Raw genomic sequence first — 16,919 nt, 5'->3', positions numbered from 1 at the left:
AGTGACCATGCGCTTTTCGCCTGGCCTATTACTGTTGCTTGCCCTTCTGAGCCCATTGGCCCATGCCGAGCTGATCGATGACGTCAATGATCGCGGCGAACTGCGTATAGCCCTGGAAGCCAACACACCGCCGTTCAATTTCAAGGAAGGCGACAAGCTCACCGGCTTTGAAGTGGAGCTGGGCGAGCAACTGGCCAAGGAAATGGACGTACGCTCCTCGTTTATCACCACCGATGATGCCGACCTGCTGAACGGCGTAGCCACAGGCAAATATGATGTGGCAATCAACCATATCGCTATGACTGCCGAGCTGAAGGATCGTTTCGATTTCAGCGCCGCTTATAACGACAAACCTGAACTGGTGATCCCGTTTCAGAAGGGCAACCCCGCGTTCAAGAGCAGCCTGGACAAGGCGCTGGAGCGGGTGAAAGCGGATGGCCGCTTGAAGGCGCTGGCACAGAAGTGGTTTGAGGGGAATGCACCCGTAGCCAAGACACAGTAGATCAAATGTGAGAGATGCCGCCTGCTCAGAACGGCTCGTTGCCCCGTCGGCGAAACCAGCCGGTCAAGGACAGCCGCTCTCGCGTGGCAGGCAGTACCTCATGGGGCACTTCACCCGACAAAAACACCACCAGGCAGCCGCCGGTGGGCACCACGTCATATTCGACGCCGCCCTTGAGGTACATACGCAACTGGCCGCCATGCTCGGGCAGCCAGGCGTCGTTCAAGTAGATCACTGCCGAGACCATGCGCCGGTCGTCATCGCGAAAACGGTCCACATGCTTGAGGTAAAACGCACCGGGGGGGTACATCGCGAAGTGGCTTTCGAAATCTTCCAGCCCCAGGAACAGGCTGCGGTTCATTGCCAGACGCAGGCTGTCCATGACGGCCATATAGGTGTCGCAAACCGCTGCGTCGCCCTCTTCCAGCCACTGAATATGATCACCGCGGATACCCTCGCGAATCTCCTGGGCCGGCCCGCGCCCGACTGCCGCCGGTGCCAGCTCACCTTCGGCCGCACGTTTATGGCACTCAGCCGCCAGTTCCAGGGTCAGAGCCTGGGGCAGGAAGCCATTCTGCTGGGACCAGCCTTTTTCGGCCAGGTCGTCAACGATACGTTGCAGCAGCGGGTCATCGAGGGATATTTGCATGGCGCGCATAGTATCCATACGCCTGAGAATCCGACAGCGCCGTCGAGCGCCCGAATGCACTTTAAATCAGGTGTCTGATAGGACTTCTCGACAAATCCTACGCCCGACACGGACAATAGTGGCCGACTGACAGGAGTCCATATGCGTCGTTTGTTTTTTACCGTGTTGATGTTCTGCGTTTTGCCCGCCTGGGCAGACGGCCATGACCAGTTGTACAAGGTTGCCGGCTGGGCCGAACAACGTGCGCATTTCAATGACGCCCTCAGTGCCGCCCAGCAACGCTACCGCAATAGCCTGCCGCCGGTGGTGTACCAGGCGCTGGTGGACAACAGCAATAAGCGCTTTGCCGCCCAGGCCATGGATCAGCGTGCCGAGGCGCAACTGCGCAAACACCTGGCAGACCCGAAACCGGCCCTGGCGTTTTTTCAGTCACCTCTGGGTCGCAAGATCGTCGCGGCAGAATTGCTGGCCACACGCCGCGACCAGTTGGCGAAAAACGCCCAGGGCCTGCCGAAACTCCAGGCCGACGCCACCCGCAGCCTGATCATCGGCCACCTGGCCCAGGCCCTGCCCGCCCGCGAGGCCGGTGCAGAAGTCAGCCTGGCGATCGCGGGTGTGGCGGCCGACAGCTTGAGCCAGATGATCCCCGGGTTGCTTGGCGGCGGTCAGGCCCAGGGTATGTTGAATGGGCAGCGCGAACGGCTGATGCAACAGATCGACAAGGATCTGAACAACACGCTGTTGTACGTCTATCGGGACTTGTCCGACCCAGAGCTGGAAGAGTTCGCGACGTTTGCCGAATCGCCGGAGGGTAAGGCGTATTACCAGGCGGCCCTGGCAGCCATTCGCGCAGGACTGGCAGTCGGCCAGAGCACCTCCAGCCTGGCCCAGTAATTAATGTGGGAGGGGGCAAGCCCCCTCCCACATTTAAAATGCGTTAGTTCAGGTGATCGGTAAGGTACTTGAAGTACTCATTGCGAATCTCTGGAATCTCATTGGCCAGGTGATGCCGCCCGCGCTTGAGCATCAGCACCTCGGGCTGATCGAACTTACCGCGCAGCACCTGCAAGTTGTGTTGCCAATCCACCGTCATATCCTCCTCACCCTGCACGATCACCGGCCGCCGAGGGCTTGAGGGGGCGGCTTCGATACGTTTGATCCAGCGCGCCAGCGCCCCTACCCAGGCGGTGGGCAATTGGCGTGGCTGTAACGGGTCGGCTTCAAGGAACGGCTTGAACGCCGGGTCGTTGGAGTTATCGCTGAAGCGCCGGGCGATGCCTTTGACGAACGGGCGCAGCAGGTAATAGCTGACTTGCGACCATCCCCAGGCGCGCGGCCGCACCAGCGGTGAGAGCAGGAAGGTCTTGCCCTGGGCCGGGCTGTCGGCGCCGTGGTTGAGCAGGTGATCCACCACAATGGCGCCGCCGGTGCTTTGCCCGAACAGGTGCCAGGGTTGCGGCAATTGCAGCGCCTGGGCCTCGCCGAACAACGCCTGCACCACGCTTTGGTACACCGCGAACTCATCGATACTGGCGCGCGGGCCGCTGGACAAGCCGTGGCCCGGCAAGTCGCAGGCGATTACCACGAAGCCCTGGTCCAGGGCCCAATCCACTACATGGCGGTACAACCCCATGTGATCGTAGAAACCGTGGAACATAAACATCGTTGCCACGGGCGCAGGCGGCCACCACACCTGAGCTACCACCTCGAACCCGCCCACCTCCAGGCGCCCCAACCGGCTCACGGCCGGCACCTTGCGGGCGGCCAGGTCAAGCCCATAGAAACGTTGATAGACCCTCGCCTCGGTGCTGAGCGGTTGCGCATCCACCAGGGGCCGCAAGCTTTCGCGCAGATGATCAGGGTCAAAGGTGACGGGCATAAAGGCTTCCAGACTGGCGGTGAAGATGAATATCGAGCTGCGATATTCATCTGTCAGGACAAGCATGGCAAGCTACGCGACCTGCGAGGATACCTTTGAATGCGAGCGCCTTACCGTAACGCCCTGTTCGCCAGCCTGATCCTGGTTATCTGTGCCGGTATGCTGTGGGCCGCGTATGACTGGTTTCAGGGCCGTTACCTGCGCACCTTCAGCGAGCACACGGCGGTATTCTCCGGCGATGCGCTGCAACTGCCCGCCGCTCTCAGCGGCCCGGGCCCGATTCGCCTGGTGCACTTCTGGGACCCGGCCTGCCCGTGCAATGTCGGCAACCAGGAACATCTGGGCGAGCTGATCGAGCAGTATGCGCCCCAAGGGGTCGAGTTCTATGCCCTGCAAAAAGCCGGCAGCCACGGCGCCTTGCCCGACAACCTGCGCCACATGAAAGTCCTCCAGGCGCTGCCCGGTGCCGAGCGGGTACCCGCGAGCCCGGCTGTGGGCATTTGGGATCGCACGGGCAAGCTGGCGTACTTCGGCCCCTACAGCGAAGGGCTGACGTGCAATGCCAGCAACAGTTTTATCGAACCCATCCTCAAGGCCCTCGAGGCCGGACGCGAAGTGAATGCCACTCACACCCTCGCGGTAGGCTGCTATTGTTCGTGGTCTCGGGATCAGTAGCCGTCCACTTTGGTAAGGAATGTTCATGAAGCGCGTCTTGCAGGTTTTCGCGGTGCTGATTGTGCTGGTCGCCCTCGGCGCCGGTTGGTATGTCTACAGCAAGCAGCCCACGCGCCAGGGCACAGCGACCCTGGCCCACCTGCAAAGCTCGGTCACGGTGCGCTACGACGACCGTGGCGTGCCGCATATCCGCGCCGAGAACGAGGCTGACCTGTACCGCGCCCTGGGCTATGTGCATGCCCAGGACCGGCTGTTCCAGATGGAGGTCATGCGGCGCCTGGCCCGTGGCGAACTGGCCGAAGTGCTGGGGCCCAAACTGCTTGAGACCGACAAGCTGTTTCGCAGCCTGCGCATTCGTGAGCGCGCCTTGAGCTACGCGGAGCACATGGACCCCGACTCAGCGTCGTCCAAAGCCCTGCAAGCCTATCTGGACGGGATCAACCAATATCAGGACAGCCACGCCAGCCCCATGGAGTTCGACGTGCTGGGCATCCCCAAGCGCCGCTTCACCGTCGAGGACAGCATCAGCGTCGCCGGGTACATGGCTTACAGCTTTGCCGCCGCCTTTCGTACCGAGCCGGTGCTGACTTACGTACGCGACCGGCTGGGCAGCGATTACCTGAAAGTGTTCGACCTCGACTGGCAGCCCAAGGGCGCAATCAACCTGGCAGCCAGTGACTGGCAGACACTCGGCGCCATTGCCGCCCTGAGCGAGCAGGCCCTGGCCGACAACGGCCTGCCACAGTTCGAAGGCAGCAACGCCTGGGCCGTCAGCGGCAGCCGTACCAAAAGCGGTAAGCCGTTGCTGGCGGGTGACCCGCATATCCGCTTCTCGGTGCCATCGGTGTGGTACGAAGCGCAGCTGTCGGCGCCGGGTTTTGAGCTGTACGGCTATCACAACGCGCTGGTGCCGGTGGCGTTCCTGGGGCACAACCTGGACTTCGGCTGGAGCCTGACCATGTTCCAGAACGACGACCTCGACCTGGTTGCCGAGAAGGTCAACCCGGACAACTCCAACCAGGTCTGGTATCACGGCCAATGGGTCGACATGACCAGCAGCGAGCAACAGATCCAGGTCAAGGGCCAGGCGCCGGTGACCCTCACTCTGCGCCGCTCGCCCCACGGCCCGATCATCAATGACGTGCTCGGCGAGAACGCCGGCAGCACGCCGATTGCCATGTGGTGGGCGTTCCTGGATACCGAAAACCCGATTCTCGAAGGCTTCTACCAGCTCAACCGCGCCGATACCCTGGCCAAGGCGCGTGCCGCGGCCGCCAAGGTGTCGGCACCGGGCCTGAACATCCTATGGGCCAATGCCAAGGGCGATATCGGTTGGTGGGCAGCAGCGCAATTGCCAATCCGCCCGGCCGGCGTCAACCCGGCGTTCATCCTCGATGGCAGCACCGCCCAGGCCGACAAGTTGGGCTTCTACCCGTTCAGCGCCAACCCTCAGGAAGAAAACCCGGCACGTGGCTATGTGGTCTCGGCCAACACCCAACCGGCATCGCCCACCGGCATGGAGATCCCGGGCTATTACAACCTGGCCGACCGTGGCCAGCAGCTCAATACACAGTTAAGCGACAACAGCGTGAAGTGGGATGTAAGCAACAGCCAGGCCCTGCAACTGGGCACCACCACCGCCTACGGCCCACGCCTGCTCGCACCGCTGCTGCCGGTGCTGCGCGAAGTGGTAAGGGACCCGGCTCAACTCAAGCTGGTGGAACAGCTTGCCAGCTGGAAAGGCGACTACCCGCTGGACTCCACCAGCGCCACGCTGTTCAACCAGTTGCTGTTCAACCTTGCCGATGCGACCTTCCACCCCAAACTGGGCGATGCGCTGTTCAAGACCCTGATCACCACCCGTGTGATCGATGCCGCATTGCCACGTCTGACAGCCACGGCGGACTCACCCTGGTGGGATGGCAAGCGCGCGGATATCGTCAAGCTCGCCTGGGACAACAGCCTGGCGCACCTCAAAACCACCTTCGGCGACGACCCGACGCAGTGGCAGTGGGGCAAGGCGCACACCTTGACCCATGGTCATCCGCTGGGCCTGCAAAAACCGCTGGATAAGGTGTTCAACGTTGGCCCGTTCGCCGCGCCGGGCAGCCATGAAGTGCCGAACAACCAGACCGCCGCCATCGGCCCGGCGCCATGGCCGGTGACCTATGGGCCTTCGACACGGCGCCTGATCGACTTCGCCGACCCTGCCCATGCACTGACCATCAACCCAGTGGGTCAAAGCGGCGTACCCTTTGATGCTCACTATGGTGACCAGGCGCAAAGCTATATCGAAGGCGGGTATGAGCAGGCGCATTTCAGTGATGAAGAGGTGACGGCCAATACCCGTGGCACCTTGAAACTGCTGCCTGCCAGATAGCCGTTTATGGCTACGCGGGGGCGGCGAAGTTAAGCCTGAATTGTTGCGGCGTGACACCCAGTCGCCGATTGAACACGCTGCGCATGTGCTGAGCATCGCGAAACCCGCACTGATAGGCCACCGTTTTGAGCGGCGCATGGCTGCTTTCGAGCATCACCCGCGCCGCATCCACCCGCGCTCTCTCGACAAACTCCGCTGGCGTGATTCGCGCTTCACGGGCGAACACCCGGGAGAAGTTGCGCGCACTCATATGGGCCGCCCTGGCCAAATCGGCAATGGTCAAATCCCCGGTCAGGTTGGCCAGCACATATAGCTGCACCAACGCCACCGCCGAGGTGGCTTCGGCATGGGGCGTAAGGAACGGGCTGAACTGCGATTGCCCGCCCGAGCGTTGGGTGAAGACCACCAGACGCTTGGCCACGCTCAGCGCCACTTCCGGGCCGTGATCCTGGGCCAGCAGGTACAGCGACAGGTCGATACCTGCCGTAACCCCGGCCGAGGTGTAAAGCTTGCCGTCCTGCACATAGAGACGGTCGGCCTCGACCTGGGCCGAAGGGCACAGGCGCGCCAGGCTGGCGGCATCATTCCAGTGGGTGGTGACGGTTTTACCGTCCAGCAGGCCGGCGCGGGCCAACATGAAGGCGCCATTGCAGATCGAGCCGAAGCGTTGTGCCTTCGCGGCGGCAGCGCGCAGCCAGCCGTCAAACTCGGAACCAAAGTCTTCAAAGGGCAACTGTGGACCACCGGCGACCAGCAACAAGTCGTAGGGCTGCAGGGCTTCGCTGTAGTGCGTGTGGGCCTGCAATGACAGGCCATTGGAGGCAGCCAGAGTACCGCGGCCGAAACCGATCACTTCCAGGCGGTAGTGATCGTCGGGCGCCAGGAAGCGATTGGCCTCGCAGAACACATCCATCGGCCCGGTCACATCCAGTGACTGGACCCCGGGAAAGATCAGGATCGCGACAGTTTTGCCCATGGTCACAAACACCTTTTTTAACTGGATAAACGCGACCCCCTTGTGGGAGCTGGCTTGCCTGCGATGCAGATGACTCGGTACCTCAGGTACACCGAGGTGATGCTATCGCAGGCAAGCCAGCTCCCACAGGGGATCGCCTACATGCTTGGCACGATGTGGCGGCACATTGGCCGGGATCGCCTCCCTGTGGCGATAGCCGCTTCAGGGTCATGGGACCAGACTGGAATCTTTCCAGAGGAGATCCACCATGAGCACCACCATAGCCGGTATCCAGATCCCTGACAGCACCTTGGCCAGGGCCACCACCGAATACATCCGCGACGTCGAATCGGACCTGCTCTACCACCATTCGCGCCGAGTCTTCCTGTTCGGCGCCTTGAGCGGTGAGCGCAAGCAATTGGCCTACGACCCGGAGTTGCTCTACGTCGGCGCGATGTTCCATGACCTGGGGCTGGTGGAAGGCCACCGCAGTGACGACGAGCGTTTTGAAGTGGACGGCGCCAACGCCGCCGCCGCATTTCTCAAGCCCTATGGGTTGAGCGATGACGATATCGAACAAGTGTGGTTGTCCATCGCCCTGCACACCACGCCGGGCGTGCCGAAACACTTGCGTCCCACCGTAGCGCTGGTGACCGCCGGGGTGGAGATGGATGTGCTGGGCATGGACTACGCCGCGTTCAGCAGCGCGCAGCGCGAAGCGGTGGTGCACGCGCATCCACGGGGTGAAGGGTTCAAGGAGTGCATCATCTGCGCCTTCGCCGACGGCTTGCGCCATCGCCCGCAGACCACGTTTGGCAATGTGAAGACCGACGTGCTGGTGGACCAGGAGCCGGGGTTCAAGCCGATGAATTTTGTGCAGGTGATCCGCACGTCGCCGTGGGCGATGTAATCAACCTGAAATGCAATCAAATGTGGGAGCTGGCTTGCCTGCGATGGCGGTGGGTCAGCACCTAATAAGTGACTGATACACCGCCATCGCAGGCAAGCCAGCTCCCACATTTTCACCCTGTTCCGGCAGTTAGACCGGTGCTGGCGCCCGGCGCTTGTCCGGCTGTTGCCAGCCATCGGCTGCGGCTTCTTCAATCGCCTGCTGAATGGCCTTCTTGCGATGCTCTTCGGCCCGACGACTGAAGAACCACACCAGGAAGGTCACCAACGACACCGCCAACAGGATCAGGCTCGCCACCGCGTTGATCTCGGGCTTAACCCCAAGGCGCACCGCCGAGAACACTTCCATCGGCAAGGTGGTCGAACCCGGGCCCGACACGAAGCTGGCCAGTACCAGGTCATCCAGGGACAGCGCGAACGACATCATGCCGCCCGCCGCCAGGGACGGCGCGATCATCGGGATGGTGATCAGGAAGAACACCTTCCAGGGTCGCGCGCCCAGGTCCATCGCCGCTTCTTCAATCGACAAGTCCAGCTCACGCAAGCGCGCCGACACCACCACCGCCACATACGCCGCACAGAACGTCGTGTGGGCGATCCAGATGGTGACGATGCCACGCTCCTGGGGCCAGCCGATCATCTGCGCCATGGCCACGAACAGCAGCAACAGCGACAGACCGGTGATCACCTCAGGCATGACCAACGGCGCCGTCACCAGGCCGCCAAACAGCGTACGGCCCTTGAACTGGCTGATGCGCGTGAGCACAAAGGCCGCCAATGTGCCCAGCGCCACCGCGGCCACCGCCGTGTAGCAGGCGATTTCCAGGGAGCGAGCCACCGAGCCCATCAACTGGGTGTTGTCCAGCAGGCCCACGTACCACTTGATCGACCAACCGCCCCACACTGTCACCAGCTTGGATTCGTTGAACGAGTAGATCACCAGGATCAACATCGGCAGGTAGATGAACAACAAGCCTGCGACCAGCATGAAGCTGGAGAAACGAAAGCGCTTCATATCTTGCCCTCCAGCTCTTTGGCCTGGCTACGGTTGAACAGAATGATCGGCACGATCAGGATCGCCAGCATCACCACCGCCAGGGCAGACGCCACCGGCCAGTCACGGTTGTTGAAGAATTCCTGCCACAACACTTTACCGATCATCAGGGTTTCCGGGCCGCCGAGCAGTTCAGGAATCACGAACTCGCCCACCACCGGGATAAACACCAACATGCAGCCGGCGATGATGCCGTTCTTGGACAGCGGCACAGTGATTTTCCAGAAGCTGTTGAAGGTACTCGAACCGAGGTCCGAAGCAGCTTCGAGCAGGCTCTGGTCGTGTTTGACCAGGTTGGCGTACAGCGGCAGGATCATGAACGGCAGGTACGAGTAGACCACGCCGATATACACCGCGACGTTGGTGTTGAGGATCTGCAAGGGTTCGCTGATCAGCCCCATGGACATCAGGAAGCCATTGAGCAAACCGTTGTTGCTGAGAATGCCCATCCACGCATACACCCGGATCAGGATCGCGGTCCAGGTGGGCATCATGATCAGCAGCACCAGCACGGTCTGCATCTCTTTGCGCGAGGTAGCGATGGCGTAGGCCATCGGGTAGCCGATCAGCAGGCACAGCAGCGTGCTGAAAAACGCCATCTTCAGCGAGCCCAGGTAAGCGGCGATGTACAACTCGTCGCCCGCCAGCAAGCTGTAGTTGGCCAGGTTCAGCACCACCTCCAGCTTTTGCTCAACGTAGGTATAGATCTCGGTATAGGGCGGGATCGCCACATCGGCTTCGGCAAAGCTGATTTTCAGCACGATGAAAAACGGCAGTGCGAAAAACAGGAACAGCCAGAGGAAGGGAATCCCGATGACCACCTGCTTGCCATTGGGCACGATGCGATCCAAGCGCCGCTTGAATTTCTTCATGTTCATGAGCGAAGTACCACGCCGCTGTCGTCTTCCCACCACACGTACACCTGATCACCCCAGGTTGGGCGCTGGCCACGGCGTTCGGCGTTGGCAACAAAGGACTGCACCAGCTTGCCGCTCGGCAGCTCCACGTAGAACACCGAGTGGCCGCCCAGGTAAGCAATGTCGTGCACCTTGCCGCTGGACCAGTTGTGCTCGCAGGTTGGCATTTCGGTGGTGACCAGCAGTTTTTCCGGGCGAATCGCGTAGGTCACCGACTTGTCTTCCACCGAGGTGGCGATGCCGTAGCCTACGTAAATGTCGCGATCCAGGTCCGGGCACTTGAGCACCGCGTGGCCTTCGGCGTCGTCCACCACCTGGGTGTCGAAGATATTGACGTTGCCGATGAACTCGCACACCAGGCGGCTGGTAGGGGTTTCGTAGATGTCGATCGGGCTGCCGATCTGAGCGATCCAGCCCAGGTGCATGATGGCGATGCGTTCGGCCATGGTCATGGCCTCTTCCTGGTCGTGGGTCACCATCACGCAGGTCACGCCGACGCGCTCGATGATTTCCACAAGTTCCAGTTGCATCTGCGAACGCAGCTTCTTGTCCAGGGCGCCCATCGGCTCATCGAGCAGCAGCAGTTTCGGGCGTTTGGCCAGGGAACGGGCCAGGGCCACACGCTGGCGCTGGCCGCCGGACAATTGGTGCGGCTTGCGCTTGGCGTACTGGCTCATCTGCACCAGCTTGAGCATCTCGGCCACGCGGGCGTCGACTTCGGCCTTGGGGATCTTGTCCTGCTGCAGGCCGAACGCGATGTTCTGCGCTACGGTCATGTGCGGGAACAGCGCGTAGGATTGGAACATCATGTTGATCGGCCGCTCGTAGGGCGGCATGTCGGTGATGTCCACGCCGTCCAGGTAGATGCGGCCTTCGGTTGGGCGCTCGAAACCTGCAAGCATGCGCAGCAAGGTGGACTTGCCCGAACCCGAGCCGCCGAGCAAGGCGAAGATCTCGCCTTTCTTGATTTCCAGGGACACATCGTCCACCGCAATCGTCTCGTCGAACTTCTTCGTGACCCGGTCGATTTTGACCAGCACCTTTTTCGGTGTCTGGTCGCCCTCGAGGGCTTTCTTATAGGCGCCGGAGGCAACTGCCATTTACGAAACTCCCAAAAAAGAGTGCAGCTCGCCCAATACGGGCCAGCCTTGGATAGTTTGAGCCTTACTTGCCCGTCTTGACCTTGGTCCAGCTACGGGTCATTAAACGCTGCACTTTCGGGGGTAGCTCGAAGTTGACGAATGTCCGCTCGAGAACCGCCTGCGGTGGGTAAACCGCTGCGTCGGTGCGTATCGATTGTTCCATCAGTTTGTCCGCCCCGGGGTTAGGGTTGGCGTAACCGACGTAATCACTGACCTGGGCGATCACCTCAGGTTGCAGCAAATAGTTGATGAAGGCGTGAGCCTCTTTAACGTTGCTCGCATCCTTGGGGATCGCCAGTACGTCAAACCAGAGGTTGCCGCCTTCCTTGGGAATTGCGTAGGCGATGTTCACGCCCTTGCCCGCCTCGGCCGCGCGGGCCTTGGCCTGGAACACATCACCGGAGAAACCGGCGGCCACGCAAATGTTGCCGTTGGCCAGGTCCGAAATGTATTTGGAGGAATGGAAGTAAGTCACGTAGGGCCGCACTTTGAGCAGCTTCTCTTCAGCCTTCTTGTAGTCGGCCGGGTTGGTGCTGTTAGGGTCCAGCCCCATGTAGTTGAGCACGGCCGGCAGCATTTCATCGGCTGAATCCATGAACGACACGCCGCAGGTGGCGAGCTTCTTCATGTTTTCCGGTTCGAACAACACCGCCCAGGAATCGATATGGTCGACGCCCAGCACTTCCTTGACCTTATCGACGTTGTAGCCAATGCCGTTGGTGCCCCACAGGTACGGCACCGCGTACTGGTTGCCCGGGTCGTTCTTTTCCAGGCGCTTGAGCAGGGCCGGGTCAAGGTTGGCGTAGTTTGTCAGCAGTGACTTGTCGAGCTTCTGGAACGCCCCGGCCTTGATCTGCTTGCCGAGGAAATGGTTGGACGGCACGACCACGTCGTAGCCGGTGCGCCCGGCGAGCAACTTGCCTTCCAGGGTTTCGTTGGAATCAAACACGTCATACACGGGCTTGATGCCGCTGGCCTTTTCAAAGTTGGCCAGGGTGTCGGGGCCGATGTAGTCCGACCAGTTATAAACATGCACTGTCGATGCGGCCTGCACGCTGACAGCCAGCGTGATACCTGCACCCACCAGCAAGGCTTTGCGAAATAAAGAAATTGGCAAGTGGAGGTCCTCTTAAATAGTTGGGCCCAAAGTTGTTGCCCGGCAACAAAACCGGCGCGCAACTTACCCTCGATAAACCGATCCGGCAAAACTTTCTTTGATCTAATTTGTGGGAGGAGGCTTGCCCCCGATGGCGATGTACCATCCGAGAGAATCGCCGACTGACACTCCGTCATCGGGGGCAAGCCCCCTCCCACAGGTTTTAAGGCTTACTTGCCCGATTTGATCTTGGTCCAGCTACGGGTCATTTCACGCTGAGTTGCCGCCGGCATGTCGGCAATGGCGTAGAGCTTGGATTGCACTTCGGCCGACGGATAAATACCCGGATCGCTGGTGATGTCTTTATCAACCAGGGCGGTGGCTTTCTCATTACCGTTCGGGAAACGCACACTGTTGGTGATCGCGGCCATGACGTCTGGCTTGAGCAGGTAGTTCATGAATGCGTAGGCAGCCTCGACGTTCTCGGCATCCTTGGGAATGGCGACCATGTCGAAGAAGCTGCCAGCACCTTCCTTCGGAATGTCATAGGCGATCTTGACCTTGCCCCCGGCTTCAGCTGCGCGGGTTTTGGCCTGTTCGATGTCGCCCGAGTAACCCACAGCCACGCAGATGTTGCCGTTGGCCAGGTCGGAGATGTACTTGGAGGAGTGGAAGTAGCCGATCGACGGACGGATTTTCATGAACAGGTCTTCGGCCTGTTTCAGATCAGCCTTCTTCTGGGTGTCGGTCGGCAGGCCCAGGTAATGCAGCGCTACCGGCAGCATTTCGGTTGGCGAATCGAGGAAACTCACGCCGCAGCTTTTCAGCTTGGCGATGTTTTCCGGCTTCATCAGTACGTCCCATGAGTCGATCTTGTCCACGCCCAATGCGGCCTTGACCTTCTCCGGGTTGTAGCCGATGCCCATTGAGCCCCACATGTACGGGAAGGCGTGCTTGTTGTCCGGGTCGCTGACCGATACGGCCTTGAGCAGGGATTTGTTCAGGTTGTCGTAGTTGGACAGCTTGGACTTGTCCAGCTCCTGGTAGACACCGGCCTTGATCTGCTTGGCAAGGAAGCTGTTGGACGGCACGACGATGTCGTAGCCGGACTTGCCTGCCAGCAACTTGGCTTCCAGGGTCTCGTTGCTATCGAACACGTCGTACACCACTTTGATGCCCGACTCTTTTTCAAAGTTGGCGATGGTGTCCGGTGCAATGTAGTCGGACCAGTTGTAGACGTGCAGCACTTTATCGGCGGCCTGGGCCGCGCTCGCCATTGCGCCCATCAGGGACAAGGCCAGGAGGGTCTTGCCAGCGTTTTTCAAACCTAATGCCTTCATTGGGTGATGCTCCGATTTTTCTTTTTTGGGCCGCACATTGTGTATGTTTCGGGCCCAGCCAAAGGGCAACAAAACAGGACGACAGTCTGGCAAGTTCAGGGGCCCGCTTTCAACCGGCCCCCGCATTTATCTACTCAGCCCTGCAATGCCGCCAACGTCAGGTCCAGGCAATGACGGGCCTTGGTCACCAGCTCGTCGATTTCTGCCTGGCTGATCACCAGCGGCGGCGAAATGATCATGGTGTCGCCCACGGCGCGCATGATCAGGCCATTCTCGAAGCAGAAGGTTCGGCAGATCATGCCGGCGCCCTTGCCTTCATGACGCTTGCGCGTGGCCTTGTCCTGCACCAGCTCGATCGCACCGAGCATACCCACGCCGCGCACTTCGCCCACCAGCGGGTGATCAGCCAGTTCCCTCAGACGTTTCTGCAAATACGGTGCCGTTTCGTCGTGTACACGGCTGACTATTTTTTCATCGCGCAGGATGCGGATGTTTTCCAGGGCCACGGCTGCGGCTACCGGGTGACCGGAGTAGGTAAAACCGTGGTTGAAATCGCCCCCTTCGTTGAGCACCGCCACCACTTCGTCGCGCACGATCAGGCCGCCCATGGGCACGTAGCCCGAGGTCAGGCCCTTGGCGATGGTCATCATGTGCGGCTTGAGGTCGTAGAAATCGCTACCGAACCACTCACCGGTACGGCCAAAACCGCAGATCACTTCGTCGGCGACAAACAGGATGTCGTACTTGGCGAGAATTTCCTTGATGCGCGGCCAGTACGTGGCAGGCGGCACGATCACGCCACCGGCACCCTGGATCGGCTCGGCAATAAAGGCGCCGACGTTGTCCACGCCCAGCTCCAGGATTTTCTCTTCCAACTGGTTGGCCGCCCACACACCGAATTCCTCGGGGCTCATGTCGCCGCCTTCGCCAAACCAGTACGGCTGCGCGATGTGGGTAATGCCCGGGATCGGCAAGTCGCCCTGCTCGTGCATATAGGTCATGCCGCCCAGGCTGGCGCCGGCCACGGTAGAGCCGTGGTAGCCATTCTTGCGGGCAATGATGGTTTTCTTGTTTGGCTGGCCCTTGATCGCCCAGTAGTGGCGGACCATGCGCAACATGGTGTCGTTGCCTTCGGAGCCGGAGCCGGTGAAGAACACATGGTTCATGCCGGCGGGTGCGACTTCGGAAATGACTTTAGCCAGTTCAAGCACCGGCGGGTGAGCGGTCTGGAAGAACAGGTTGTAGTAAGGCAGCTCTTTCATCTGTTTGGCGGCGGCGTCAGCCAGTTCGTCGCGACCATAGCCGATCGCCACGCACCACAGGCCGGCCATGCCGTCGAGGATCTTGTTGCCTTCGCTGTCCCACAGGTAAACGCCGTGGGCTTTGGTGATGATCCTTGGGCCTTTCTCTTTCAATTGCTTGAAGTCGCTGAACGGCGCCAGGTGGTGATCATTGCTCAAGGCTTGCCATTCACGGGTTTGCGGGTTGTTGCCGGACATACCAATCTCCTAGACTTTTCAGGTGAAGGCGCGTCTTTCCTACGACGCGCCCGGCGCATCAGACGGCGAAGAGCAGGAATTCCCGCTCCCACGAACTGATCACGCGCTTGAAGTTTTCATGCTCGGCCCGCTTGACCGCGACGTAGCCTGTGATGAACTTTTGCCCCAGGTATTTCTCGATGGTCTTGCTGTTTTCCATACGCTCAAGGGCGTCTTCGATGGTCAACGGCAGGCGCAGATTGCGGCGCTCGTACCCACGGCCGACCACGGGCGCGCTCGGGTTATGGCCTTCGACCATGCCGATGTAGCCACACAACAAACTGGCGGCAATCGCCAGGTAAGGGTTGGCGTCGGCACCCGGCAGGCGGTTTTCCACGCGACGGTTCTGCGGGCCGGCATCCGGTACGCGCAGGCCGACGGTGCGGTTCTCTTCGCCCCATTCCACGTTCACCGGCGCCGAGGTGTCGGGCAGGAAGCGGCGGAACGAGTTCACGTTGGGGGCGAACAACGGCAGCAATTCAGGGATGAATTTCTGCAGGCCACCAATGTGGTTGAGGAACAGCTGGCTCATGGTCCCGTCTTCATTGGAGAAGACGTTCTTGCCGGTGGCGATGTCGATGATGCTCTGGTGCAGGTGCATCGCGCTGCCGGGCTCGCCGGTCATCGGCTTGGCCATGAAGGTGGCGGCCACATCGTGCTTGAGCGCGGCTTCACGCATGGTGCGCTTGAACACCAGGATCTGGTCGGCCAGAGACAGCGCATCGCCGTGACGGAAGTTGATTTCCATCTGCGCGGTGCCGTCTTCGTGGATCAGGGTGTCGAGGTCCAGCTCCTGCAGTTCGCACCAGTCGTAGACGTCTTCGAACAGCGGGTCGAATTCGTTGGCTGCTTCTATAGAGAAGGACTGGCGGCCGGTTTCCGGGCGGCCGGAGCGGCCAATCGGCGGTTGCAGCGGGAAGTCCGGGTCTTCGCAGCGCTTGGTCAGGTAGAACTCCATCTCCGGCGCCACGATGGGCTGCCAGCCGCGGTCGGAGTAGAGTTTGAGGACTTTCTTGAGCACGTTGCGCGGCGACAGCTCGATCGGGTTGCCTTGCTTGTCGTAGGTGTCGTGGATCACCTGAGCGGTTGGCTCGATAGCCCAGGGCACCAGGAATACCGCGTTCTGGTCGGGGCGGCAGATCATGTCGATGTCGGCCGGGTCGAGCAATTCGTAATAGATGTCGTCTTCGACATAGTCGCCGGTCACGGTCTGCAACAGAACGCTTTCGGGCAGGCGCATGCCTTTTTCGGCGATGAACTTGTTGGTCGGCGAGATCTTGCCCCGGGTAATACCGGTGAGGTCGCCAATCATGCATTCGACTTCTGTGATCTTGTGGTCTTTCAACCAATCGGTGAGCTGGTCGAGGTTGTTACTCATAAATGCCTCTGGGCTGGGTTTCCTGGCATCCATTAAAGGCCAGGCGTTGGTTGACGCAGCATCCGCGTCGTTTGTTCATTCAGGGTAGGAGCTTACCTGCCATTTGCCCAAGGGTTGCATTCCTCACGCCAAAGTTGTGCAGAATCATGATCGGCACGGCGAAAAAAGGTGGGTGGGTGGCGCAGGCGTTGGCAAAGAGGAGGTCGGACGGGCCGTCAAGAATATTGGCCGGTGCGTGAGCATTCACGCGGGACGAGCGGACTGCGCACAACGTTTGGCGCAAGCACGCAGAGACGCCGATTGGCGGCAGGTGAAACATGAAGCACCCCGGTATTATTGCTGTTATGGGTTTGAATCGAGCTTAGCCTTGTTCATTTTTTTACACAACACCCCCGTAAAAAATACAACACGGCCCGCTCAAGCCTGCAGTTCCCAAGCCCCCCAAACCCAAAAAACCGCCCCAAAACACCGCAAAAAAGGCTTCATGGTGCTTTTTTAGGGCAAA

The 16,919-nt window shown here is 60.4% G+C and carries 15 protein-coding genes; 5 read left to right on the top strand and 10 right to left on the bottom strand.

Annotation, left to right across the window (positions count from 1 at the left end; translation table 11 throughout):
• Positions 1-7: 7 nt before the first annotated feature.
• Positions 8-502 carry a transporter substrate-binding domain-containing protein gene (locus TX23_RS10290; RefSeq protein ID WP_057702073.1) on the top strand — a complete coding sequence of 165 codons (495 nt, stop codon included), beginning with the start codon at positions 8-10 and terminating at the stop codon, positions 500-502.
• A 25-nt stretch (positions 503-527) separates the two neighbouring features.
• On the opposite strand, the gene TX23_RS10285 is transcribed toward TX23_RS10290, so the two are convergent.
• Entirely contained in the window at positions 528-1,160 is a 633-nt protein-coding gene (locus tag TX23_RS10285; RefSeq protein ID WP_005792345.1) for a 2OG-Fe(II) oxygenase, read from the bottom strand.
• Between the two features lie 132 nt (positions 1,161-1,292).
• Here TX23_RS10285 and TX23_RS10280 point away from each other — a divergent pair, with 132 nt between their 5' ends.
• Entirely contained in the window at positions 1,293-2,045 is a 753-nt protein-coding gene (locus tag TX23_RS10280; protein WP_057702072.1) for a DUF2059 domain-containing protein, read from the top strand.
• 43 nt (positions 2,046-2,088) lie between these two features.
• On the opposite strand, the gene TX23_RS10275 is transcribed toward TX23_RS10280, so the two are convergent.
• Positions 2,089-3,030 carry an alpha/beta hydrolase gene (locus TX23_RS10275; protein WP_057702297.1) on the bottom strand — a complete coding sequence of 314 codons (942 nt, stop codon included), beginning with the start codon at positions 3,028-3,030 and terminating at the stop codon, positions 2,089-2,091.
• 99 nt (positions 3,031-3,129) lie between these two features.
• Here TX23_RS10275 and TX23_RS10270 point away from each other — a divergent pair, with 99 nt between their 5' ends.
• Both TX23_RS10270 and TX23_RS10265 read left to right on the top strand, forming a co-directional pair.
• A complete protein-coding gene (locus TX23_RS10270; protein ID WP_057702071.1) occupies positions 3,130-3,705 on the top strand; it encodes a DUF6436 domain-containing protein in 576 nt (191 codons plus the stop codon).
• Positions 3,706-3,730: 25 nt separating this feature from the next.
• A complete protein-coding gene (locus TX23_RS10265; protein WP_057702070.1) occupies positions 3,731-6,085 on the top strand; it encodes a penicillin acylase family protein in 2,355 nt (784 codons plus the stop codon).
• A 10-nt stretch (positions 6,086-6,095) separates the two neighbouring features.
• Here TX23_RS10265 and TX23_RS10260 read toward each other — a convergent pair whose 3' ends face one another.
• A complete protein-coding gene (locus TX23_RS10260; RefSeq protein WP_057702069.1) occupies positions 6,096-7,061 on the bottom strand; it encodes a GlxA family transcriptional regulator in 966 nt (321 codons plus the stop codon).
• Between the two features lie 247 nt (positions 7,062-7,308).
• Here TX23_RS10260 and TX23_RS10255 point away from each other — a divergent pair, with 247 nt between their 5' ends.
• Positions 7,309-7,950: an HD domain-containing protein gene (locus TX23_RS10255; RefSeq protein ID WP_038451925.1), complete on the top strand. Its 642-nt coding sequence runs from the start codon at positions 7,309-7,311 to the stop codon at positions 7,948-7,950.
• A 129-nt stretch (positions 7,951-8,079) separates the two neighbouring features.
• On the opposite strand, the gene TX23_RS10250 is transcribed toward TX23_RS10255, so the two are convergent.
• The 7 genes from TX23_RS10250 to TX23_RS10220 form a co-directional block, all read right to left on the bottom strand.
• Positions 8,080-8,964: an ABC transporter permease subunit gene (locus tag TX23_RS10250; protein WP_003195236.1), complete on the bottom strand. Its 885-nt coding sequence runs from the start codon at positions 8,962-8,964 to the stop codon at positions 8,080-8,082.
• Positions 8,961-9,881, bottom strand: a complete 921-nt coding sequence (locus TX23_RS10245) for an ABC transporter permease subunit (RefSeq protein WP_057702068.1) — start codon at positions 9,879-9,881, stop codon at positions 8,961-8,963. The genes TX23_RS10250 and TX23_RS10245 overlap by 4 nt, the downstream gene beginning before the upstream one ends.
• A complete protein-coding gene (locus tag TX23_RS10240; protein ID WP_003195240.1) occupies positions 9,878-11,020 on the bottom strand; it encodes an ABC transporter ATP-binding protein in 1,143 nt (380 codons plus the stop codon). Before TX23_RS10240 ends, TX23_RS10245 begins: the two co-directional genes overlap by 4 nt.
• 64 nt (positions 11,021-11,084) lie before the next feature.
• Complete coding sequence (locus TX23_RS10235; protein ID WP_057702067.1) at positions 11,085-12,179, bottom strand: polyamine ABC transporter substrate-binding protein; 1,095 nt, start codon at positions 12,177-12,179, stop codon at positions 11,085-11,087.
• A 209-nt stretch (positions 12,180-12,388) separates the two neighbouring features.
• Positions 12,389-13,483: a polyamine ABC transporter substrate-binding protein gene (locus TX23_RS10230; protein WP_057702296.1), complete on the bottom strand. Its 1,095-nt coding sequence runs from the start codon at positions 13,481-13,483 to the stop codon at positions 12,389-12,391.
• 149 nt (positions 13,484-13,632) lie between these two features.
• Positions 13,633-14,997: an aspartate aminotransferase family protein gene (locus tag TX23_RS10225; protein ID WP_057702066.1), complete on the bottom strand. Its 1,365-nt coding sequence runs from the start codon at positions 14,995-14,997 to the stop codon at positions 13,633-13,635.
• Positions 14,998-15,055: 58 nt separating this feature from the next.
• Positions 15,056-16,414 carry a glutamine synthetase family protein gene (locus TX23_RS10220; protein WP_003195249.1) on the bottom strand — a complete coding sequence of 453 codons (1,359 nt, stop codon included), beginning with the start codon at positions 16,412-16,414 and terminating at the stop codon, positions 15,056-15,058.
• Between the last annotated feature and the right edge of the window lie 505 nt (positions 16,415-16,919).

This window comes from Pseudomonas paralactis, assembly GCF_001439735.1.
Classification (GTDB): Bacteria; Pseudomonadota; Gammaproteobacteria; order Pseudomonadales; family Pseudomonadaceae; genus Aquipseudomonas; species Aquipseudomonas paralactis.
Note: the sequence above shows the minus strand (reverse complement) of the source record. Positions and strands in the feature narration are given on the sequence as shown.

Excerpts from the sequence above, each read along its gene's own strand:
- TX23_RS10240 (WP_003195240.1), bottom strand. The coding sequence starts at position 11,020 with ATGGCAGTTGCCTCCGGCGCCTATAAGAAAGCCCTCGAGGGCGACCAG.
- TX23_RS10290 (WP_057702073.1), top strand. The coding sequence starts at position 8 with ATGCGCTTTTCGCCTGGCCTATTACTGTTGCTTGCCCTTCTGAGCCCA.
- TX23_RS10270 (WP_057702071.1), top strand. The coding sequence starts at position 3,130 with ATGCGAGCGCCTTACCGTAACGCCCTGTTCGCCAGCCTGATCCTGGTT.
- TX23_RS10260 (WP_057702069.1), bottom strand. The coding sequence starts at position 7,061 with ATGGGCAAAACTGTCGCGATCCTGATCTTTCCCGGGGTCCAGTCACTG.
- TX23_RS10245 (WP_057702068.1), bottom strand. The coding sequence starts at position 9,881 with ATGAACATGAAGAAATTCAAGCGGCGCTTGGATCGCATCGTGCCCAAT.
- TX23_RS10265 (WP_057702070.1), top strand. The coding sequence starts at position 3,731 with ATGAAGCGCGTCTTGCAGGTTTTCGCGGTGCTGATTGTGCTGGTCGCC.
- TX23_RS10280 (WP_057702072.1), top strand. The coding sequence starts at position 1,293 with ATGCGTCGTTTGTTTTTTACCGTGTTGATGTTCTGCGTTTTGCCCGCC.
- TX23_RS10250 (WP_003195236.1), bottom strand. The coding sequence starts at position 8,964 with ATGAAGCGCTTTCGTTTCTCCAGCTTCATGCTGGTCGCAGGCTTGTTG.
- TX23_RS10285 (WP_005792345.1), bottom strand. The coding sequence starts at position 1,160 with ATGCGCGCCATGCAAATATCCCTCGATGACCCGCTGCTGCAACGTATC.
- TX23_RS10220 (WP_003195249.1), bottom strand. The coding sequence starts at position 16,414 with ATGAGTAACAACCTCGACCAGCTCACCGATTGGTTGAAAGACCACAAG.
- TX23_RS10225 (WP_057702066.1), bottom strand. The coding sequence starts at position 14,997 with ATGTCCGGCAACAACCCGCAAACCCGTGAATGGCAAGCCTTGAGCAAT.
- TX23_RS10275 (WP_057702297.1), bottom strand. The coding sequence starts at position 3,030 with ATGCCCGTCACCTTTGACCCTGATCATCTGCGCGAAAGCTTGCGGCCC.
- TX23_RS10255 (WP_038451925.1), top strand. The coding sequence starts at position 7,309 with ATGAGCACCACCATAGCCGGTATCCAGATCCCTGACAGCACCTTGGCC.